Raw genomic sequence first — 20,597 nt, forward strand, 5'->3', positions numbered from 1 at the left:
CACCTCCGGATCGACGCAAAAAGGGGGTCACGCCATGGGGCGCGGCCGTCAAAAGGCAAAAGCAACCAAGCAGGCACGCGAGATGAAGTACTTCACTCCTGCCACGGATTACTCAGCCCTGCAGCGCGAGCTGTCAGGACCCTCGAGCCGTCCGTCGAGTCGATATCCCGAGGAACCGGCCGAGCCGGATTACTCGGCGTACGAGGATAAGTACGCAGATCAATTTGGCGATGAAGACGACGACGATGAGGATTCCCGCCGCATCGGCTAGATGCGGGCAGACCCTCACTCTTCGGCAAGCTAATTGCCCTCCTTCAGCGGATCACCTTCCAGGTGGATCCGCTGAAAGGCGTTAAAGGGGAAAATCTTCCGGTTTCCGTCGTGGTGCCAGTCCGTAACCGTCAACGGCTGCGTATCGCATCCCCTGAAATGACAAGAACTGCCCGTATCAATGTTGATACAGGCAGTTCTTGGTATCGAGCTTAGGGAGGAGCCGCTAGGCGTAGCTTCCCACCAGGCGGACGGCACCGCCGTCGACTCCCTTGGCACCCTGGACGTAGTCGGGGTTTCCGGTCTCCGGATCGCCGGCTGCACCAACCGTTCCCATGGTCCAGGCGGGAACTCCGCGTTCGGCCAGGCGGGTCAGGGCAGCGTCTGCACCGGCGGCGTCAACGATTGCCACCATGCCTACGCCCAGGTTCAAGGTGCGCTCCAGATCCGGCAGCGGAACATTGCCCAGCTCGCTGATCAGCTTGAACACCGGCGGCAGTGCCCACGTGGAACGGTCCACGGTGGCTTCCATGCCCTTGGGGAGCACCCGTGCAAGGTTGGCGGCCAGGCCGCCGCCCGTCACGTGGCTAAACCCGTGGACGCCCGCAGGGGCGTAACGGGCCAGGTCCAGGCAGTCCGCCGCGTAGACGCGGGTAGGCTCGAGGAGCTCTTCGCCCAGCGTACGAGACAGCTCCGGGATCTGGCGCTCCAGCTGCCAGCCGGCGTGGTTGATCACGCGCCGCACCAGGGAGTACCCGTTGGAGTGGATGCCGGAGGAAGCCATGGCAATAACGACGTCGCCCTCGCGCACCCGCTCAGGGCCCAGCAGATCCGCGGCTTCCACTACGCCCGTCGCTGCGCCGGCGACGTCGTACTCATCGACGCCCAGCAGACCCGGATGTTCGGCGGTTTCTCCGCCGACGAGGGCAGTGCCGGCAACTTCGCAGGCAGCGGCAATGCCGCGGACAATGTCCGCGATGCGCTCCGGGACTACCTTGCCGCAGGCAATGTAGTCCGTCATGAACAGAGGCTCAGCGCCGACGACCACGATGTCGTCCACCACCATGCCCACCAGATCGAATCCGATGGTGTGGTGGATGTCCAGGGCCTGGGCGATGGCGACCTTCGTGCCAACGCCGTCGGTGGACGTGGCCAGCAGCGGCTTCTTGTAGGTCAGCAGGCGGGAGACATCGTAGAGCCCTGCGAATCCGCCGACGCCGCCAATCACGGAATTGTTGTGGGTGGCCTTGACGGCCGCCTTCATTAGTTCGACGGCCTTGTCACCGGCTTCGACGTCCACCCCTGCGGAGGCATAGGTGATGGCGTTTTCGCTCGCGCTCATACTGCTTCTTTCTTGTCTGTGGGGGTCAGGAGAGTCTCAAAGTCACTGTCCGGTCCCGGGTCGCAGCCGTTGGAGCCGTCGGTGGAGGACTCCAGCAGGTTCTTTCCGAGCCGGTCGGCTGCGGGCAGTTCGATGGGGTACTTGCCGGTGAAGCACGCTGTGCAGAGTTTCTCGCGGGGCTGCTGGGTGGCTCCGATCATCCCGTCCTCGGAGATGTATGCGAGGGAGTCAGCGCCGATTGAGGCGCAGATTTCTTCAACTTTGGCTCCGTTGGCAATCAGCTCGGCACGGGAGGCGAAGTCGATGCCGTAGAAGCAGGGCCACTGCACGGGCGGCGAGGAGATCTTGACGTGGACTTCCTTGGCTCCGACTTCCCGGAGCATCCGCACAATGGCGCGCTGGGTGTTGCCGCGGACAATCGAGTCATCCACAACCACCACGCGCTTGCCCCTGATCACCGACTCAAGGGCATTGAGCTTCAGCTTGATACCAAGCTGGCGCAGCGTCTGGCTGGGCTGGATGAAGGTGCGTCCCACGTAGGAGTTCTTGACGAAACCGTGGGCGAACGGAATTCCGGACTGCTCGGCGTAGCCCACTGCTGCAGGGGTGCCGGATTCCGGAACCGGAATGACGATGTCCGCTTCGACGCCGTTTTCGCGCGCAAGCTGGCGGCCCATCTCGACGCGGGATTCATAGACCGATCGGCCGTTGATGGAGGCATCCGGACGCGCCAGGTAGACGTACTCGAAAACGCAGCCGGCAGGCGTGGGCTCTCCGAACATCTGGGAACGGATGCCGTTTTCGTCGATGGCGATGAATTCACCGGGCTTGATTTCGCGGATGAAGCTTGCGCCGACGGTGGCCAGGGCGGAACCTTCGGACGCCACTACCCAGCCGCGGTTCAGCCGGCCGAGCACCAGGGGACGCACTCCGTAGGTGTCCCGTGCCGCGTACAGGGTGCCTTCATCCATAAATACGAAGGAGAAGGCGCCGCGGAGCTTGGGCAGCAGTTCAAGAGCGGTTTCTTCGAGCGAGCGGCCGTCCGTGCCATTGAGCAGGGCAGTGACCAAAGCGGTGTCCGAGGTGTTGCCCTGGGCGATTTCGCCTGCGCGGGGACGGCCCTGGCGGGCCAGGATCATTTCGTAAAGTTCAGCGGAGTTTGTCAGGTTGCCGTTGTGGGCCAGGGCCACCGTTCCGGCTGCCGTTGCGCCAAGGGTGGGCTGGGCGTTCGCCCAGTGCGAGGCGCCCGTGGTGGAGTACCGGCAGTGCCCGATCGCGATGTGGCCCAGAAGGGTGTTCAGAGTTGTCTCGTCAAAAACCTGGGAGACCAGTCCCATGTCCTTGTAGACACTGATCCGGTTGCCGTCGCTGGTTGCAATGCCTGCGGATTCCTGTCCGCGGTGCTGCAGCGCATACAGACCGTAATAGGTAAGCTTCGCTACCTCTTCGCCGGGGGCCCAAACGCCAAAGACTCCGCAGGCATCCTGCGGTCCTTTTTCGCCGGGCATGAGATCGTGGGAAAGCATTCCGTCACCGCGTGCCATGGAAGTCATTCTCTCACGCCCGCGGGTTTCAAACGGCTCCGGGACAGAGCGTTACGCGGTGGGGGAAGTGCCTGTGCTATTGGGCTCGTCGTCGGCTGCCTCAACCACTGCGTGCTCGGAACGGCGGATGCTGAGGCGGTCCAGGACCAGGGCGGCAATGGAGCCCAGTGCAACACCCGGAAGGGCGAACATAACGGTAAAGAACCCCAGCACCGCTTCGCGGGTGTACTGCGGGTTCTCCTCTCCGGTGTACGCCATGATCAGCGCAACGACGAAGGCAGCGACAACACCCAGCGCCATAAACGGGACGAAGCGGGGAGCACGGCGGATGGTGATCTCGCGGCGCTCAGGGCTGTGCTGCTCGGAAGTCATGTTCAAATTCTACCGTCAGTAGAGATTACGGCTTCCCACGGGCAGCAAACCGGGCGAACAGGGGCAGGCACCCGGACAGGTCGGCACGCAGCCCGGACGCGGAAACCTTCCCGGCAGACACAGCGTCTGCCCAGCTCAGGTCCCCGGTGACCAGAGCGAGCCAGGTGGCGGCGTCGGTCTCGACTACATTCGGGGGAGTGCCGCGGGTGTGCCGGGGGCCCGGGATGCACTGCGTGACGCCAAAGGGCGGCACGCGGACCTCCACGGAGTTCCCCGGGACACGTTCTGCCAGTTCCTCCAGGGTGTACCGAACTGCCGTTGCCGTCGTGTTCCGGTCTGCGCCGCCGGCGGCGGCCGCAGCAAGGGCAGACACACCGTCAGCAGAAGAAATCCTGCGCCGTGCCATGACTAGTCCAGCAGAGCCGTGACCGGTGCAGCGAGCCGCAGGCTGCCCACGGGCTCCCCGCCGCCAAGCACCGGGGGAACAACTTTGGCCAGGACCTTGAAGACGGCGTCGGGATCAACCGCGCCGCTGGCTGCCAGGAGGGTGAGTCCCACCAGGGTGGCTGCGCGGCCGTTGCCGTCGAGCATCTTCAGGGCAACGGACACCCCGGTATCAGTTCCCAGAACGAGGACGCCTTCGGCTCCGCTCTTGGCGAGAATGCCGAGGTCCTCCATCACCACGGTGTTCTCCTTGCCGGCACCGTGCACTGCCCACGGGTAGTCCAGCATGGCGGTGGCCACCGTGGCTGCGCGTGCATCCCCGTGCTTGTCCGACGGCGCTTTGGCCAGTTTGCCGATGCCGCGCGCCAAGCCCGTGAGCGAGACCGCGGCCAGGGGAGCCCCGCAGCCGTCTATGGCCCAGTGGGTGGGTTTCTCTTCGCAGAAATCCTCAAAGACTCCGGCAATGCGCTGCTGCAGCGGATGGGCCGGATCCAGGTAGGTGGCGGTGTCCCAGCCGTTTTCAGTGCATGCCCAGAGAAACGCGGCGTGCTTGCCCGAGCAGTTGAACGCGATGCGCTGCTTGCCCTTGCCGGAACGGATCAGCTCAGTCCGCGCTGCCTCGTCCTGGGGCCAGTCCGCCGGGCACTGCAGGTGGTCTTCAGTGACGCCGGCGGCCTCAAGCATTCCGCGTACGACCTCGGTATGTTCCTTTGCACCGATGTGGCTTGCAGCGGCGAGGGCAACCTGCGGCCCGCGCAGGGGGACACCCGACTGCATGGCGGCCACGGCCTGGAACGGTTTCAGGGAGGAACGGGGGAAGACCGGGGTGGTGATGTCCCCCAGCGCGGTCACCACAGATCCGTCCCCGGAGAGTACGACGGCGGATCCCACATGGCGGGATTCAACGAAGCCGTTGCGTTCCAGGACAGCGAGTTCGACGGCGTCGGCAGCAGTAAAAGTGGCAGGCATACTGCCAGTCTACGGAAGTCCGGCCGAGGGCCCGGCACGCGGGAAAACGCAGACGGAAGTGTCCGTTGCCCAGGCGGTATCCCAGGGGGTAGGTTTTGCGTTTGGACACACCGTCCAAGCGCCGAGCTGCGAGGGGAAGCTGTGACGGAGCAACGGTCTGCCCCTCCTGAACCGTGGGACGGAACATGGGACTCCCTTCCGCCCAAGCGCCGGCGTTTCTTCTTCTGGGCGCTCTTGTGGAACGTCATCGTGGATACGGTCTTCCGGGGTCTTCTGGAACTCGCTGGGGTCCCCGGCCCGGCAGCATCAGCCCTGACCATAGCGGCGGGCTTGGCTGTGCTCGTCCCCCTTGGCTACGCCGCATGGAAAGAAATGCTCCTGCGCCGCAGCAGGGGAGAGGAATTGCCGCCGAGACCCATGACAGCACGCAGACTCGCTGGATGGACGGTACTCGCAGCGGTGTCCTGGATAGCTTTCACCGCCCTGCTGTTCTGGCAAATGCGTCCCTTGTTCCCCACCCTGCCGCTCATACTCACCTGGGCCGCGGTGTTTGGATTCCGCAGGCGGCGCCATGAGCTGAGGTCTGCCGTGGCAGAACGGGAAGCGGACGGCACGGGCAGCGAAGCAGGGGAGCGATGACCGCCCCAGCACCGCCATCGAGGCAGCCTGCCTCACCGCCCGAACCGGCGGGCCGAAGCACCGCCGTCTTTCACTATCCGGCGGCCGAACCCTCAGGGCAACGGGCCCGGGGAAAATCCACGGGGGAAGGCCGCGTCACGGAGTGGCGGCAGCTTTCAGGGCGTGCATCACAGCCAGTAGTCTGAATCCTTGTGAAGGTTCTCGTTGTTGGCCCCGGCGGCCGCGAACATGCCATTGTCCGGGCCCTGCTGGCCGACCCCTACGTTACGGAAGTCCACGCGGCTCCCGGTAACGCAGGAATCGCGCAGGTAGTGCCAGTCCATTCCGTTAATGCCAATGATCCTGATGCCGTGACTGCGCTTGCACGTCAGCTGGGATCCGACCTCGTCGTCGTCGGCCCGGAGGCTCCGCTGGCCGCCGGCGTCTCGGACGCCCTGGCCGAAGCCGGTATTCCGGTCTTTGGGCCGTCCCGCGCGGCGGCGCAGCTGGAGGCCTCCAAAGCTTTCGCCAAGGAAGTAATGGCAGAAGCCAACGTGCCAACTGCCATGGCGCGCGTTGCCGCCACTGCCGGGGAAGCAGCCGACGCGCTGGACACCTTCGGCGCACCCTATGTGGTCAAGGACGACGGACTGGCCGCAGGCAAGGGCGTAGTGGTCACCTCCGATCGGGACGAGGCGCTCGCCCACGCGCAGGCCTGTTTCGACGCCGGTGGAACCGTGGTGATCGAGGAGTACCTGGACGGCCCCGAAGTTTCACTCTTTGTCCTCTCAGACGGCCGCCACGTTGTCCCGCTGGCGCCGGCCCAGGACTTCAAGCGCATCTTCGACAACGATGAGGGCCCCAACACCGGTGGCATGGGGGCCTACTCCCCGCTGGAGTGGGCACCTGCGAACCTGGTGGATGACGTCATTGCCCGGGTGGCCCAGCCCACCGTGGATGAAATGGCTTCCCGCGGCACCCCGTTTGTTGGCGTGCTCTACTGCGGGCTGGCGCTTACCTCCCGCGGCCTGCGGGTCATCGAGTTCAACGCGCGCTTCGGAGATCCGGAGACCCAGGCAGTGCTCGCCCGGCTGAAGACCCCGCTGGGCGGCCTGCTGCTGGCGGCCGCCAAGGGCGAACTTGATGTCATGGAACAGCTGAAGTGGGATCCGCGCACCGCCGTCGCCGTCGTCGTCGCCTCCGAAAACTATCCCGACACTCCGCGCACCGGCGACCCGATCCTGGGCCTGGTCGATGTCGAAGCGATCGAGGGCGTGCACGTCCTCCACGCCGGAACCGCCATCGAAGCCAGCGAAATCGTCAGCGCCGGCGGACGGGTCCTGGCTGTTGTAGCACTGGGCAGCGACCTGACCCAGGCACGGGACCTCGCCTACGCCGGGGTGCAGGTGATCGAACTCGAAGGCTCGCAGCACCGCACGGACATTGCCCTGAAGGCCTCGCGCGGGGAAATCGTCGTTCCGCCGGGAAGCGCCGGTATTGACAACGAACAGGACCTCGCATGAGCACCGCACCGCAGCTGCAGGGCTGGAAGCACATCTACTCCGGCAAGGTCCGCGACCTTTACGTCCCGGAAGGGCCGGACGCCGCACATGACCGGGTGCTGGTGGTCGCCAGCGACCGGATCAGTGCCTACGACCACGTGCTCTCCAGCACCATTCCGGACAAGGGCCGGATCCTCACCCAGCTCAGTTTGTGGTGGTTCGACCAGCTGGGTAACGTCCCGAACCATGTCATTTCCGCTGATGACGGCGTACCGGCTGAGGTTTCCGGGCGGGCGATGATCTGCAAAAAGCTGGACATGTACCCCGTTGAAGCCATTGCCCGCGGCTACCTCACCGGCTCTGGACTGGCGGAGTACAAGCAGTCCCGGACCGTGTGCGATGTCCCGCTGCCTGACGGGCTGGTGGACGGCTCCCGGATCGAACCGGCGATCTTCACGCCCTCTGCCAAGGCGGAGGTGGGGGAACATGACGAGAACATCAATTACGACGCCGTTGTGGCCGCCGTCGGTGCCGAGACCGCAGCGAAGATCCGGGACGTGACCCTGGAGATCTACACCACGGCCGAGGCTATCGCACGGGACCGCGGCATCATCCTGGCGGACACGAAAGTGGAGTTCGGCCTGGATCCGGCCACCGGCCTGGTGACGCTGGGTGATGAGGTTCTGACTCCGGATTCCTCGCGGTTCTGGGACGCATCCCTGTACGAGCCCGGAAAGGCACAGCCGTCCTTTGACAAGCAGTACGTCCGTGACTGGCTGACCTCGGCAGAGTCCGGATGGGACAGGGCCTCCGATACGCCGCCGCCCGCGCTTCCCGCCGACGTCGTCGAGCGCACCCGCGCCCGGTACGTGGAGGCCTACGAGCGCCTGACCGGCAAGAGCTTCGTCTAGCATCTGTCTACGCCGCTGGCCCCGGGAGTATTCCCGGGGCCAGCGGCGTCTCTGTCCGGCTTTTGGTTTCAGCGCGAAAAGGTCAGGTGCATAACGCCGTTTTCCGCGGCCTCGGCAGAAGCCCCGTAGCCCTCCTCCAAACCGCGCAGGCCCTCCCAGAGATTGGTTCCCCGGCCAAGCAGGATCGGAGTAACGCCAACGTGGATGCGGTCAACGAGGCCAGCCTCGAGGAACTCCCGGACTACGGTTGGCCCGCCGCCAATCCGCACGTCCTGGCCGCCGGCGGCGTCGGCCGCGCGTTCCAGCGCGTCCTGCGGTGACGCGGACAGGAATTCAAACCGCGTTCCATCCGGCATGTCGATGGACGGGCGCGGGGTATGCGTGAGGACGAAAACGGGGTAGTGGAACGGTGTTTCGTCACCCCACCAGCCTTTCCAATCCGGGTCGTCCGGGAAATTATGCAGCCCGAACATGCCCGCTCCCATGATTTCCGCCCCGATGCCCTCGAAGTAGGCCGCGGCATATTTGTCATCCACCCCCGTGGTGCCGGTGCCGCTCTGGTGCATAACCCGTTCCTGGAAGGTGCGGGTGGCGACGTAAGGTTCCACCAGTCTCGCCCAGTCTTCCCCGAACGGGTTTTCCGGAGTCTGGTCAGTAGTGGTGGCATAGCCGTCAAGGGAGATGTTTAGGTCAACGCGGACAGCCATCAGTGCCTCCTGCCCTAGCTGGCTTCGATGTCGGAGAACAGGGCGATAAAAGGCGTATCGGTGGCACCCAGCTGCTCGAAAAGTTCCCGGGCGACCGGGGCGGTGACGGCTTCTGACGCGTCCTCGTAAGAATCGAAGTACAGGTCCAGGGTCCGGTAGGCCGGTGTGGGGCTCCCGTTTTCCTTGGGCCAGACTTTCGCGGCTTCATAACGCACCAGATGCGGAAACCGCCGGGCGTTGCTGGCGATCGCCTCGTAAGAGCTTTCAAATGCGGAGGGATCAGCGGGGTTGTAGATGACAAAGGTGATCTTCGTTGGCATTACGTCTCCAGTCCGGTTGGCAGGCCTGAGCGGCGTTGCGCGTGCCTGGCGTTGTGCAGGGGATTTGCTGGTGGACGAGAGTGTAACCGCCGGGAACGGGATTGGTACCCGCAAAGCGACCAGGGCAAGCGCGGCGGCTTCCGGCAAACCGTGGACGGACAGCAAAAAGGACCCATCGAAAACCGATGGGTCCTTCTCTGCTTTGGTCGGGGTGACAGGATTTGAACCTGCGACCTCGTCGTCCCGAACGACGCGCGCTACCAAGCTGCGCCACACCCCGTAACCACTGCCTACCGGAAGGTTTCCCTCCCCGCGAAGCAACTTTACAAGTGTACTCGACAACCCGCGGGAGCGCGAAATTCAGCTTCCCGGACAGGCAGCAGCGTTACACCAGCGAGTCCTGCCACGCAGCGTTCAGCGCCGCGAAGCGCCCGGTCCCGCTGGTGAGTTCGGCAGGTGAACCGTCCTCCACCACCTCACCGTCTGCCATCACCAGCACGCGGTCTGCAATCTCTACGGTTGAAAGCCGGTGCGCAATGATCAGCGCGGTGCGGTTCCCCAGCAGTGTCTTCAGCCCCTGCTGCACCAGCCGCTCACTGGGAATGTCCAGTGACGAGGTCGCTTCGTCCAGGATCAGGACGGCCGGATCGGCCAGGAAGGCCCGGGCGAAGCTAATCAGCTGGCGCTGGCCGGCAGAAACGCGGCCGCCGCGTTTGTTGACGTCGGTCTCGTACCCTTCCGGGAGCGACTCAATGAATTCGTGCGCGCCCACTGCCCTGGCTGCCGCTTCGATCTCCTTCCGGGACGCTGACGGCCTGCCCAGCCCAATGTTCTCCGCTACCGATCCGCTGAACAGGAACGCCTCCTGCGTCACCATCACGACGGCGCGCCGCAGGTCCCGCTGGGTGAGGTCCCGGAGGTCCACACCGTCCAGCAGGACCGTTCCGGCAGAGGGATCGTAGAAGCGGGCGATCAGTTTGGCCAGTGTCGACTTTCCGGCGCCGGTCTGCCCAACAAGGGCCACGGTCTGTCCGGCGGGGATATGCAGGTCAAGGCGGGGCAGCACCAGCGGACCGTTCCCGTAGCGGAACTCAACGCCGTCGAACAATACGTCCCCGGACGCCTCGGGAAGGGGCACCGGGTTCTTGGGCGGACGAACGGTGGGAACTTCCTCGAGCAGTCCGGAGACCTTTTCCAATGCAGCCGATGCCGACTGGAAGGAGTTGTAGAACATGGCCATCTGGTCCACGGGCTGGAAGAAGCGCTTGGCGTAGAGCAGCAGCGCCAGCAGCGCACCCACCTCAAGGCCGCCGTCGAGCACACGGTATCCGCCCACCAGAAGCACCACTGCAACGGTGGTGTTGCCAATAAGGATGAGCCCGGGCTGGAAGACGCCGTTGAGGTTGATGGAACGAAGCGTGGCCCTCCGGTAGTCCTCTGCGAGCTCATCGTTCTTTTCCGCGTTGACGGTTTCGCTGCGGAAGGCCTTCACCGCGCGGATGCCGGTCATGGTCTCCACGAAGTGCACAATGAGCCGAGCTGAGGTGACGCGTGAAGCGCGGTAGGCAACCTGTGACCGTTTTTGATACCAGCGGGTCAGCAGGAACATTGGAATGAAGGCAATACACAGCAGCACACCGGTGCGCCAGTCCAGCGCGAAGATGCTGATGGCCACGAACACCATGTACATCGCCCCTGAAGCCAGCGAGCTGATGCCCGAATCCAGAAGCTCCCGCAGGGCTTCCAGATCCGAGGTTTGCCGGGAGATGATCCGGCCGGATGTGTACCGCTCGTGGAATTCCAGGCTGAGCCGCTGGGTGTGCCGGAAGACCCGCAGCCGCAGGTCAAGCAGCATGGCCTGGCTCAGCTGGGCGGTGGACCGCACATAGCCGGCGGTCAGTCCTGCGGCCAGGATGGCAGCAAGCAGGTAGGTTCCTCCAGCTGCCAGCAGCGGGAGGGAACTGCCGTCCTGCAGGGCGGGCAGGGCATGGTCAATTCCGAACGCGATGATTGCCGGCCCGGCTACCCGCGCGGCCTGGGAGAAGACCACCAGGGCGATGGTGAAGATGAACCGGCCCCGGTTGGGGCGGACCAGGGACGTGAGCAGGGACAGCGAACGACGCCGAACGGCCCGGTTCTGTTCCCGGTCCAGGTTCAGGTTGTCTTCACCTGCGGTGCCCACTCCCGCGGGCGGGTTCCCCGGCTCGTTTCCGGCACCCGGAACGGGCGCGCCTCCGCGGCTGACACTGAAGCGGCTCACCGGAGCACCTCGCCCTCGTTCTCATTTTCGCTGTCCAGGTCCCGCGGTTCTGCCGGGAGGCTGGCGATCACATAGCGGTAGTGCTCATTGCCGGCCAGGAGCTCGGCATGGGTTCCGACGGCGGAGATCCTTCCATCCTCCATCAGCGCCACGCGGTCAGCGAGGGAAACCGTTGAAGGCCGGTGTGCCACCACCAGTGTTGTGGTGTCGGCGAGGACCTCGCGCAGCCGGTGTTCAACCAGTTCCTCCGTGCGGACGTCAAGGGCCGAAAGCGGATCATCCATGACCAGCACCGACGGCCGTGCAGCGATCGCCCTGGCAAGGGCGATGCGCTGGCGCTGCCCGCCGGAGAGGCTCAGGCCCTCCTCGCCGATCAGGGTGTCCACGCCGTCCGGCAGCGAATACACGAACTGGGCCTGGGCCACGTCCAGGGCTTCACTGAGCACATGCTCCGCCTCGGCCCCGCCGGTTGTTCCTGCTCCGAGCAGGACGTTGTCCCGGACCGAACTGGAGAAGAGGGTGGTGTCCTCGAAGGCCACGGCGACGATGCTGCGCAGCTCGGCCAGGGAGTAGTCCCGCACGTCGATTCCGTCGATCCGGAGGCTGCCGGCCGTGACGTCGTAGAGCCGGGGAACCAGCTGCAGGAGCGTGGATTTGCCGCTGCCCGTGATGCCGACCAGCGCCATGGTTTCACCGGCACGCAGATCCAGGGTCACGCCGTCGAGCACGTCTTTCCGTTCCGGGGCGGCGTCAGGGTAGGAAAAGTGCACATCCCGGAAGGACAGCTGGCCGTGCACTTCAGCAGGCCGGTCGGGCCGTGCGGGATCGGTAATGGTGCGCTTGGCGTCCATGACCTCAAAGTGCCGGTCGATCGCGGTTGCCGCGGTCAACGTCATGGACAGCAGCGGGCCCATGGACTCCACCGGCCCGGCAACCACCGCGGCGGTGGCGAAGAACGCTACCAGCGCACCAATGCTCACCTGGCCGTCATTAACGAGCAGTACTCCCAGGACCAGGGACACGGCCAGTGCTGCTTCGGGCAGCAGGGTTACCACCAGGGAGAACTTGGCCAGCGAGTTGGCCTTGTAGACCTCCGTCTGGCGCAGCTCCTCGGCCTGCTCCTGGAACGCGTCCAGCGCCTCCGGGCTGCGGCCAAAAGCCTTCAGCACCCGGATGCCATGCACTGATTCCTCCACCGTGGTGGCCAGATCGCCGGCCTGGTCCTGGCTTTGCCGGGACACGCGGCCGTAGAAGCGGCGGAACCTGAAGCCGTAAATGATGATCGGCATGGCGGCGAGCAGGAACACAATCGCCAGCTGCCAGGCGGTGAAGAACATGATGGTGACGCCAATGAGAACCGTGAGTGCCGTGACGATCAGCATCAGGGCACCGAATGCCATCCAGCGCCGGATCAGGTTCAGGTCGCTCATTGCCCGGGAGAGCAGCTGCCCGGAGCCCCAGCGGTCGTGGAATGCCACGGACAGATCCTGCAGGTGCCGGTAGAAGGAAGTGCGCAGGCTGGTTTCAACGATTGTGGACGGCGCGACGGCGAACTGCCGCCGCAGGGCCATGAACACCGCTTCCAGAGTCCCCAGCACCAGAACGATTCCCGTGGCCCACCACAGCGCCGTTACTGCACCGCCGGGGGAGAGGTAGGAGTTCACCAGCACCCGAAGCACCTGGGGGATCGCCAGGGCTACAACACTGGCACCGATCGCGCAGAGAAAGCCAAGAAACAGGCGGGGGAGGATCGGCTTGACGTGCGGGTACAGGCGCCCCAGGGATTGCCACAATGATGTCTGCGGGGGCATGAATCCTCTTCGTACTCGAGAGGTCCGCGCCTAGGGGGTGCGGGCCGGATACCGCTCAATCCTAGGCCACCCCGGGCACCGTTACGACGCGGCGCCCACGAATCGGACTTCCGCACCGAGATAACAGAAACTGCACGAAAGAGGGCGTCTAACGTGCAGTTTCTGTTATATCGTTACGCCGCGGGAGTGAGCGTGAGCAGGACCGCCTCGGGACGGCAGGCGAAGCGCACCGGAGCAAACCTCGAGGTGCCGATGCCCGCGGAAACGTTCAGCGGAACGGTCCGGCCGTTGTGTTCCCAGTCCGTCAGGCCCTTGGCACGCCAGGTCGGCAGGTCGCAGTTGCTCACCAGTGCACCGTAGCCGGGGATGCATACCTGCCCGCCGTGGGTGTGGCCGGCAAGGATCAGCTGCGCGCCGCCGTCAGTGAAGTAATCCAGCACCCGCTGGTACGGCGCATGCGCGACTCCGATGCGCAGGTGACGGGCCGAGTCCGACGTCGAGCTCCCGGACGGGAAACCGGCGTACCGGTCGCGCTTGAGGTGGGGATCATCAACACCCGAGAAGTCCAGGCGCAGTCCGTTCAGAACCGTCGACTGGTTCCGGTTCGTCAGGTCAATCCAGCCGGCGTTGCCGAACGAAAAGAACATGTCAGCCCACGGCAGCTTGGCAGGGTTCTTGCGCAGTTTCGAGGGCGACGTGAAGTACGTGAACGGATTCTTCAGCACCGGCGCGTAGTAGTCATTGGACCCCGGCACAAAAACACCCGGAAAACGCATGAGCGGCTTGAGGGCTTCCAGCAGCGGAGGCACTGCCTCCTGGTGGCTCAGGTTGTCTCCGGTGTTCACCACCAAATCCGGTTCCAGGTCAGCCAGGGACTGCAGCCAGCGGGTTTTGCGCTCCTGGCCCGGAACATAGTGGATGTCCGAAAGGTGCAGGACACGGATCGGCCTGCTGCCCGGGGGCAGCACAGCCACGGTCTCGGTGCGGATACCGAAAAGGTTCCGTTCAATGAGTGAGCCGTAGGCAAAGGCCGCGGCGCCGGCAGCAGCGAAGCTGCCGGCAGTCCACGCGGCGGATCGAAGGACCGGGGCCACCGGATTGTTAGTCGCCAAGATCAGTCGTCGTTATTCCGGTTGTTGCCGCTGTTGCCGTTATCCCTGTTGTTGTCCCGGGCGGGTGCGCTGGGCGCCGGCCGCGGCGCAGGAGCCTGGCCCACGATGTTGGCAGGCGGGTTGGCGAAGGGATTGGCTTCGTATTGGCCGGGTACGCGCTGGATGAAGTTCTTCCAGGACGGGCCGGCAATCAGCGAGCCGTCGATTTCCGGGTAGTACCGGCCGCCGATCAGCTTGTCGGACATCGAGGTGTTGTTGGCCTTCCAGTTTCCGATCCAGGATGCGGTGGACATGCCGGTGCTGTAGCCCATGAACCACGTCTGGGACCGGTAGTCGTTGGTGCCGGTCTTGCCGGCGATGGGCACGCCTACCTGCAGGTTGATGCCGGAACCGTTGGTCATCACGCGCTGGGTGGCCATGTTCACGCCCTGGGCAACCTCCTTGCGCATGACCTGCTCGCAGTCCTGTTCGGGAACCGGGTACTCGGTACCGTCGCTGCCCTTTACGGACTCCAGCGCACGGGGCTCGCACATTAGGCCTTCAGCGGCGAAAGTCGCAAAGCCCGTCGCCATGGCCAGCGGCGAGGCGTCGCCGCCGCCGCCGAAGGTCGACGGCGGATTCACGGCCAGCATTTCGCGTTCACCTGATGCGCTCTTGCCGTTGTGCACGCCCGCAGCGAAGGCCATCTGCTGGAATTTGCACAGATCCAGCTCGTTGGCCGAAGCCAGCGTGATGGTGTTCAGGGACTGGGCCAGGCCTTCGAGCACGGTTGTGTTGCGGTAGTTCGTGTCCCCGTAGTTAATCGGGGTCCACGGATCCAGGATGGCGTACCGGCCGCCGGGCAGGCAGCTGGCGTTCCAGGTGTGGCCGGCAGGGTAGGTCCGCTTGTTGCCGTTCAGCTGGGCGTTCAGCGTCTTGCCGGAATCCAGCCAGGCTGCAACTGTGAACGGTTTGTAAGTAGAGCCGGGCTGGAATCCGCCCAGGCCGTTCAGGAGCTTGTTGGGATCACCGTCCTGGTATGCGTCCACGTTGAAGTTCTGCACGGAGTTTCCGGCTGCCAGCTCCGGGGTATACCGGGTGTTCTGGGCCATCACCAGGATCTTTCCGGTGCCCGGCTCCACGCTGACCATCGAGTGGCCGATCTCCGCATCCGTTGTGTCCGGGTTGGCGGTCTCGTTGATCGCTGCCTGGGCAGCGTTCTGCAGCGTGGGGTTCAGTGTGGTGGTGATGCTGAGTCCGCCGCGGTACAGCAGTTTGGTGCGGTCCTCGTAGGTGGCTCCGTAGCGCTCGTCGTTGAGCACCAGCTGCTTGACGTAGTCGCAGAAGTAGGGTGCCTGTTCGGCGCCGACACACCCGTTGAGGACCGGAGTCAGGTTCAGTTCCAGGTCGGTGGCAACCGCGGCGTCGTGCTCTTCCTGGGTGATCCTGCCCTTTTCCAGCATGGCGTCAAGCACCAGGTTGCGCCGTGCGATCGAGCGCTCCGGGTTCAGCTCGGGGCTGTAATAGGTGGGTCCATTGACGACGCCGGCAAGCAGCGCGGCCTGGGCGATGCTCAGGTCCTTGGCGTCAACGTCAAAGAAGTACCGGGATGCAGCCTGGACACCGAAGGTGGTGCCGCTGAAGGGCACAATGTTGAAGTACCCCTCCAGGATCTCGTCCTTGCTGAGTTCCTTCTCCACGGCAATGGCAAGCTTGACTTCGCGCAGCTTGTCGCCAATGGTCTTCTGCCCGCTGAAGACCACCTCCCCGCCTTCCTGGAGGTTGGTGTCGATGATTACGTTGTTGACGTACTGCTGCGTGATGGTGGAGGCGCCGCGGGTCCTGTCGGAGGTGACGTTGGAAACGATGGCACTGAAGATGCCCTGCAGATCGACGCCGCCGTGCTCGTAGTAGCGGTCATCTTCGATGGCCAGCATCGCGTCGACCATGTGCGGAGAGACCTGGTCCAGCGTGACCGGCTGGCGGTTCTCCTCATAAATGGTCGCAATGAGGGACCCGTCGTTCGCATAGATCCGGGAGGGCTCAGCCAGCGCTCCCCGCTGCAGTTCAGAGGGCAGCTCATCGAAGAACTGGATGGAACCGGAGGCTGCCGTGCCGGCGGCGGCGGCGGCCGGTACCAGCAGCCCGGCGGCCAGGACACCGCACAATGCGCTCACGCCAAAGAAGGCGACGATCTTGCCCAGAGTGGTAGCAGTGTCAAAAAAAGGGGATTTGCGAGCTGCCATGCCGATCAGTCTACAAGCACGCGCTAGTCTTTGGATCATGAGCAAATGGGAATACTTCATTACACCGCTGCCTTTGCATACCCCCGGAGCCGTGCTGAACATGCACGGTGAGGAAGGGTGGGAGCTGGTGCAGATCACCCCGGCCCCGAACGGTACCGGTTCGGTGGCCTACATGAAGCGGGAGAAGGCCTGATGAGTGCGGCTCCGGAGGCGGTTTCCGCCGTCGAGCAGCGCCTGGCCGAACTCGGGCTGGAACTGCCTCCGGTTGCCGCGCCGGTCGCGGCCTATGTTCCCGCTGTTGTGAGCGGGAACCACGTGTTCACTTCCGGACAGCTGCCCTTTATTGACGGTGAGCTGCCGGCCGCCGGCAAGGTCGGAGCGGCAGTCTCCGCCGAGGATGCGAAGGCCTATGCGGCACGCTGCGCGGTGAACGCCATGGCTGCCATCAAGGCACAGATCGGAGACCTCGACCGGGTCACACGGATCGTCAAGGTTGTCGGATTCGTGGCCTCGGACCCGTCCTTCACCGGCCAGCCCGGAGTCATCAACGGTGCCTCCGAACTGCTGGGCCAGGTCTTTGGCGAGGCCGGAAGCCATGCCCGTTCGGCCGTCGGCGTTGCGGTACTGCCGCTTGACGCGCCGGTTGAAGTGGAAGTGATTGCCGAATTTGCCTAGCGTCTCCACCCGGCATTTCCAGCTGCCGCCCTGGCAACAGGGCGCAGCACAAAGCTGGTTTGAACGCGGCGAGGGTACGCCGCGCAAACCCCGCGCGGCGTCGTCCGTCCTTTTGCTGCGTGACTCACGCCAGGGGGCTGAAACGTACCTGCGTTACCGCCGGGGCGAGAGCCCGCTGGGCAAGATCGCCTTTCCCGGCGGAAGCCTCGAAGCAGCCGACGACGATCCGGTGGCCTGGTATGGGCCGGCACCTGCGGAGTGGGCACGGATGCTGGGGATGGACGATCCGCAGCAGGCCCGCCGGCACGTAGTCGCCGCCGTACGGGAGCTGTTCGAGGAAACCGGGGTGCTCCTGGCGGGCCCGGATGAGGCCACGCTGCTTGAGAGCAACCGGGGGGCCGACTGGATGGCTGCCCGTGAGGGCATTGCCTCCGGGGAGCTGTCCCTTCCGCAGCTGCTTTCCAAGCGCGGCCTGGGCCTGCGCAGCGACCTGCTGCGCCCGCTGACCCACTGGCTGACCGCGGACTTTGCCCTGCGGCGCTTTGACACCCGTTACTTTGCCGCCGTCCAGCCGCTGGGACAGGACACCTCGCTGCTGGAAAGCAAGGGTGTGTGGGGCCAGTGGCGGGTTGCGAGCGACGAGATCGAACGTGCCGCCACAAGTGAACTAGGTGATGAGGTCGGCCAGCCGGACACCGTGGGGCTGACGCTGGAGCAGCTCACCGTACCCGGCGTGCTGCTGATGATCGAAAAGCTGGCTAAGGCCCGCGGCTGCATCGCATACCTGGCCCACCGCCGGGCGAACGATGTGTTCCAGCCGCAGCTGATCGACGCCGGCGGCGCCTACGTCCTGCAGGTCAGCACGGTCGACGCCGCGGAAGGCTGCGGGCAGCGCGGCCGCTGAGGACAAGCCAAAACGGCGCCGCCCCCGACAGGGAGCAGCGCCGTTTTTTGTGTCCTTGACTCTAGCGTGAACGCTGGCGCAGACGCTGCACGTCCAGAATGACGACGGCGCGGGCTTCCAGCCGCAGCCAGCCGCGCTGGACGAACTCAGCCAGGGCCTTGTTCACGGTCTCACGCGAAGCGCCGACGAGCTGGGCCAGTTCTTCCTGCGTCAGTTCGTGGGCTACGAGGATGCCGTCGGTCGCGGGCCGGCCGAAACGGTCGGCGAGGTCCAGCAGTGCCTTGGCCACGCGGCCCGGAACGTCCGAGAAGACCAGGTCCGCGAGGGACTCGTTGGTGCGGCGAAGGCGGCGGGCCAGGGCCTGCAGCAGCTGCACGGAAACTTCCGGACGCGTTTCGATGAGGGCACGCAGGTTCTCGTGGCGCAGGCCGGCAAGGCGCGTTTCGGAGACGGCGGTGGCCGTAGCGGTGCGGGGGCTCGGATCGAAAAGAGCCATCTCGCCGAACAATTCGCCCGGGCCAAGAATGGCCAGCAGGTTCTCGCGGCCGTCAGGGGCTGAACGCCCCAGCTTGATCTTTCCGGACACGATGAAATAGAGCTGGTCGCCCTGGTCGCCCTCGCGGAAGACAGAGGCTCCGCGGGACAGATCGACCTCGGTGAGTTCGTCGGTCAAAGCGGCGAAGACATCGTCTCCCAGTGAGGCGAACAAAGGCGCGCGGCGCAATACCTCGATATCCATGAAATCTCCTGTTATTAGTTGTCGCTTGTACTATCTTGCCGCACAGAACGGGCATGTGACAGCCGTAATAGCTTTGTTCGCCCTCGGATGATAAAACGCACCCCCTAATGTGCGCGGGATTACACGGCCCTCGAATCGTCAGTGCCGCCCGTTAGACTCGGGAGGCAAAAGGGCTCTGACCGGCAGCCGCACGTACACGTACACCCATATTGGAGCTCTTTGTGCTCGGATTCACTGTTCTGGACATCATTCTGGGGCTGTCCCTGCTCTTTTACCTGCTGGCAGGCCTGCGGAACGGCCTGGCGGTTACCCTCGGCGGCATCGTCGGGTTTGTTGCAGGTGCCGTTGCCGCGTTCTTCGCAATCCCCCTGGTCTCGAGCTGGGTGCCCGACGAGGGGTGGCGCCTCGCAGCTGTGATCGCGACCGCCGTCGTACTGGTCCTGGTGGGCCACGCGGCCGGGGCCGCCCTGGGCGGTGCGGTCCGTCGCTGGTTCAACTTCGCACCGCTGCGGGCGCTGGACCGCATTCTGGGCGGTGCGCTGAATGTGGTGGTGGCGGCGCTCGTGATGTCGATGCTGGCATTCAGCATTGGAACTTTGGGAATGCCCTTCCTTTCGCAGCAGATCGCCTCCTCGAAGGTCCTGATGGCAATCGACTCGGTGACCCCCAACGCGGTCAAGACGCTGGCGGCGCAGGTGCGTTCATTCACGCTGGATGAGGGCCTGCCGCGGATTTTTGACAGCGCTGCACCGGAGGCGGTGGAGCTTCCTGCCGAGGGGATCAGCTCCGAGGCGCTGACCGCGGCTTCCTCCTCCGTCCTCAAGATCACCGGCACTGCCTTCCAATGCGGACAGAACCAAACCGGTTCCGGGTTCGTCATTGCGGATGACCGGGTGATCACCAACGCCCACGTGGTTGCAGGGGTCAGCGAGCCCGTGGTCCAGGTGCCCGGAGGCGGTGTGCTGCCCGGACGGGTGGTGCACTTCGACCCGGCACGGGATTTGGCTGTCATCGCCGTCGAGAACCTGTCAGCCGAGCCGCTTGACCTTGGAGAAGAACTTCCCAACGGGACCACTGCTGCGTTTGCCGGCTACCCGGCAGGCGGTCCGTTCCGGCTTCAGACTGCAGTCGTGCAGAACCTCGGCGACGTGTCCGTGCGGAGCATCTACGGAACGTCCCCGGAGGTGCTTCAGGTGTACACCCTGGCGGCCAACGTGCAGCAGGGCAACTCCGGCGGCCCGCTGCTGGATATCGACGGCCAGGTGGCAGGCGTGGTGTTCGCCAAGACCACCGGCGACCAGCCGATCGGTTACGCCCTTTCGCTCGCTGAGCTGGCACCCATTGCGGAAGCCGCTCCGGACTACCGCAGTGCGGTCTCGCCGGGGGAATGCATCAGCGAGTAGCTGCCCCGGAGCCCGCCTTGGCGTCCAGGGTAGAGGCGAGGTAGTCCACCGCCATCCGGTAACCGGCCACGCCGGCACCGCAGATTACTACGTCTGCCACTGCCGAGACGTAGGAGTGGTGCCGGAATTCCTCGCGCTTGTGGATGTTGCTCAGGTGTACTTCCACCACCGGCAGGCCGACCCCGGACAGGGCGTCGCGGATGGCCACGGAGGTGTGGCTGTAGGCGGCGGGGTTGATGATGATCGCGTCAGCCAGCCCGGGTGCGCCGTGGATGGCATCGATCAGGTCACCCTCGTGGTTGGACTGGATACAGTCCGCCGTCCAGCCGTGCGATTCTGCTGCTGCGACAGCGGTTTCCTCGACGTCCTCCAGCGTGTCCGTGCCGTAGACCGCGGGTTCGCGGGTTCCGAGCAGGTTCAGGTTGGGGCCGTTCAGGATCAGGAGGTTGCGGGTGCGTTCGGTAGTCAT

At 64.8% G+C, this 20,597-nt stretch carries 21 protein-coding genes and 1 tRNA gene; 8 read left to right on the forward strand and 14 right to left on the reverse strand.

Annotated features, from left to right (window positions below):
• The first annotated feature begins 34 nt into the window (after window positions 1–34).
• Window positions 35–271, forward strand: a complete 237-nt coding sequence (locus tag AO716_RS00935; RefSeq protein ID WP_055239090.1) for a DUF3073 domain-containing protein — start codon at window positions 35–37, stop codon at window positions 269–271.
• 225 nt (window positions 272–496) lie between these two features.
• Here the strand turns inward: AO716_RS00935 and purM are convergent, their stop codons facing one another.
• Genes purM through AO716_RS00960 form a run of 5 tightly spaced genes read right to left on the reverse strand, consistent with a single transcriptional unit; the run spans window position 497 to window position 4,941 of the window.
• Window positions 497–1,612: a phosphoribosylformylglycinamidine cyclo-ligase gene (gene purM / locus AO716_RS00940; RefSeq protein ID WP_055239091.1), complete on the reverse strand. Its 1,116-nt coding sequence runs from the start codon at window positions 1,610–1,612 to the stop codon at window positions 497–499.
• On the reverse strand, window positions 1,609–3,156 hold the full coding sequence (gene purF / locus AO716_RS00945) for an amidophosphoribosyltransferase (RefSeq protein ID WP_055239710.1): 1,548 nt from the start codon (window positions 3,154–3,156) through the stop codon (window positions 1,609–1,611). The genes purM and purF overlap by 4 nt, the downstream gene beginning before the upstream one ends.
• Window positions 3,157–3,207: 51 nt before the next feature.
• Window positions 3,208–3,528: an NrfD/PsrC family molybdoenzyme membrane anchor subunit gene (gene nrfD / locus AO716_RS00950; RefSeq protein ID WP_055239092.1), complete on the reverse strand. Its 321-nt coding sequence runs from the start codon at window positions 3,526–3,528 to the stop codon at window positions 3,208–3,210.
• A gap of 25 nt (window positions 3,529–3,553) precedes the next feature.
• Window positions 3,554–3,934, reverse strand: a complete 381-nt coding sequence (locus tag AO716_RS00955) for a sterol carrier family protein (RefSeq protein ID WP_055239093.1) — start codon at window positions 3,932–3,934, stop codon at window positions 3,554–3,556.
• A gap of 2 nt (window positions 3,935–3,936) precedes the next feature.
• Window positions 3,937–4,941: an asparaginase gene (locus AO716_RS00960; protein WP_055239094.1), complete on the reverse strand. Its 1,005-nt coding sequence runs from the start codon at window positions 4,939–4,941 to the stop codon at window positions 3,937–3,939.
• Window positions 4,942–5,082: 141 nt separating this feature from the next.
• Between AO716_RS00960 and AO716_RS00965 the strand changes: the two genes are divergently transcribed.
• From AO716_RS00965 to AO716_RS00975, 3 genes are all read left to right on the forward strand, one after another.
• Window positions 5,083–5,580, forward strand: a complete 498-nt coding sequence (locus AO716_RS00965; RefSeq protein WP_152969813.1) for a hypothetical protein — start codon at window positions 5,083–5,085, stop codon at window positions 5,578–5,580.
• A 191-nt stretch (window positions 5,581–5,771) separates the two neighbouring features.
• Window positions 5,772–7,082, forward strand: a complete 1,311-nt coding sequence (purD, locus tag AO716_RS00970; protein WP_055239096.1) for a phosphoribosylamine--glycine ligase — start codon at window positions 5,772–5,774, stop codon at window positions 7,080–7,082.
• The gene (locus AO716_RS00975) at window positions 7,079–7,972 is read left to right on the forward strand and encodes a phosphoribosylaminoimidazolesuccinocarboxamide synthase (RefSeq protein ID WP_055239097.1); all 894 of its coding nucleotides are present in this window, start codon (window positions 7,079–7,081) and stop codon (window positions 7,970–7,972) included. The genes purD and AO716_RS00975 overlap by 4 nt, the downstream gene beginning before the upstream one ends.
• A 68-nt stretch (window positions 7,973–8,040) precedes the next feature.
• On the opposite strand, the gene AO716_RS00980 is transcribed toward AO716_RS00975, so the two are convergent.
• The 7 genes from AO716_RS00980 to AO716_RS01010 all read right to left on the reverse strand — a co-directional run bounded on the left by AO716_RS00980 (window position 8,041) and on the right by AO716_RS01010 (window position 16,407).
• Window positions 8,041–8,682 carry a dihydrofolate reductase family protein gene (locus AO716_RS00980; protein ID WP_200907581.1) on the reverse strand — a complete coding sequence of 214 codons (642 nt, stop codon included), beginning with the start codon at window positions 8,680–8,682 and terminating at the stop codon, window positions 8,041–8,043.
• Between the two features lie 11 nt (window positions 8,683–8,693).
• Entirely contained in the window at window positions 8,694–8,999 is a 306-nt protein-coding gene (locus AO716_RS00985; protein WP_055239099.1) for an EthD family reductase, read from the reverse strand.
• A 203-nt stretch (window positions 9,000–9,202) separates the two neighbouring features.
• Window positions 9,203–9,279, reverse strand: a tRNA-Pro gene (locus tag AO716_RS00990).
• Between the two features lie 105 nt (window positions 9,280–9,384).
• Window positions 9,385–11,181: an ABC transporter ATP-binding protein gene (locus tag AO716_RS00995; protein WP_055239711.1), complete on the reverse strand. Its 1,797-nt coding sequence runs from the start codon at window positions 11,179–11,181 to the stop codon at window positions 9,385–9,387.
• A 74-nt stretch (window positions 11,182–11,255) separates the two neighbouring features.
• Window positions 11,256–13,070, reverse strand: coding sequence for an ABC transporter ATP-binding protein (locus AO716_RS01000; protein WP_055239100.1), 1,815 nt, complete (start codon window positions 13,068–13,070; stop codon window positions 11,256–11,258).
• A gap of 173 nt (window positions 13,071–13,243) precedes the next feature.
• Window positions 13,244–14,182, reverse strand: a complete 939-nt coding sequence (locus tag AO716_RS01005) for a metallophosphoesterase (protein WP_082413222.1) — start codon at window positions 14,180–14,182, stop codon at window positions 13,244–13,246.
• A gap of 2 nt (window positions 14,183–14,184) precedes the next feature.
• The gene (locus AO716_RS01010) at window positions 14,185–16,407 is read right to left on the reverse strand and encodes a transglycosylase domain-containing protein (protein ID WP_055239101.1); all 2,223 of its coding nucleotides are present in this window, start codon (window positions 16,405–16,407) and stop codon (window positions 14,185–14,187) included.
• Window positions 16,408–16,444: 37 nt separating this feature from the next.
• Here AO716_RS01010 and AO716_RS17140 point away from each other — a divergent pair, with 37 nt between their 5' ends.
• The 3 genes from AO716_RS17140 to AO716_RS01020 are packed head-to-tail and all read left to right on the forward strand — an operon-like array spanning window position 16,445 to window position 17,986.
• The gene (locus tag AO716_RS17140) at window positions 16,445–16,600 is read left to right on the forward strand and encodes a DUF4177 domain-containing protein (protein ID WP_141653630.1); all 156 of its coding nucleotides are present in this window, start codon (window positions 16,445–16,447) and stop codon (window positions 16,598–16,600) included.
• On the forward strand, window positions 16,600–17,082 hold the full coding sequence (locus tag AO716_RS01015) for a RidA family protein (protein WP_055239102.1): 483 nt from the start codon (window positions 16,600–16,602) through the stop codon (window positions 17,080–17,082). The genes AO716_RS17140 and AO716_RS01015 overlap by 1 nt, the downstream gene beginning before the upstream one ends.
• Complete coding sequence (locus AO716_RS01020) at window positions 17,075–17,986, forward strand: NUDIX hydrolase (RefSeq protein WP_055239103.1); 912 nt, start codon at window positions 17,075–17,077, stop codon at window positions 17,984–17,986. The genes AO716_RS01015 and AO716_RS01020 overlap by 8 nt, the downstream gene beginning before the upstream one ends.
• A gap of 61 nt (window positions 17,987–18,047) precedes the next feature.
• Here the strand turns inward: AO716_RS01020 and AO716_RS01025 are convergent, their stop codons facing one another.
• On the reverse strand, window positions 18,048–18,725 hold the full coding sequence (locus AO716_RS01025) for a Crp/Fnr family transcriptional regulator (protein ID WP_055239104.1): 678 nt from the start codon (window positions 18,723–18,725) through the stop codon (window positions 18,048–18,050).
• A 221-nt stretch (window positions 18,726–18,946) separates the two neighbouring features.
• Here AO716_RS01025 and AO716_RS01030 point away from each other — a divergent pair, with 221 nt between their 5' ends.
• Window positions 18,947–20,128: a MarP family serine protease gene (locus tag AO716_RS01030; protein ID WP_055239105.1), complete on the forward strand. Its 1,182-nt coding sequence runs from the start codon at window positions 18,947–18,949 to the stop codon at window positions 20,126–20,128.
• On the opposite strand, the gene aroQ is transcribed toward AO716_RS01030, so the two are convergent.
• On the reverse strand, window positions 20,118–20,597 hold the full coding sequence (gene aroQ, locus AO716_RS01035) for a type II 3-dehydroquinate dehydratase (RefSeq protein ID WP_055239106.1): 480 nt from the start codon (window positions 20,595–20,597) through the stop codon (window positions 20,118–20,120). The two genes, AO716_RS01030 and aroQ, sit on opposite strands and share 11 nt — an antisense overlap.

Origin of the sequence: Arthrobacter sp. Edens01 (assembly GCF_001307035.1) — a bacterium.
Lineage (GTDB): Bacteria > Actinomycetota > Actinomycetes > Actinomycetales > Micrococcaceae > Arthrobacter_B.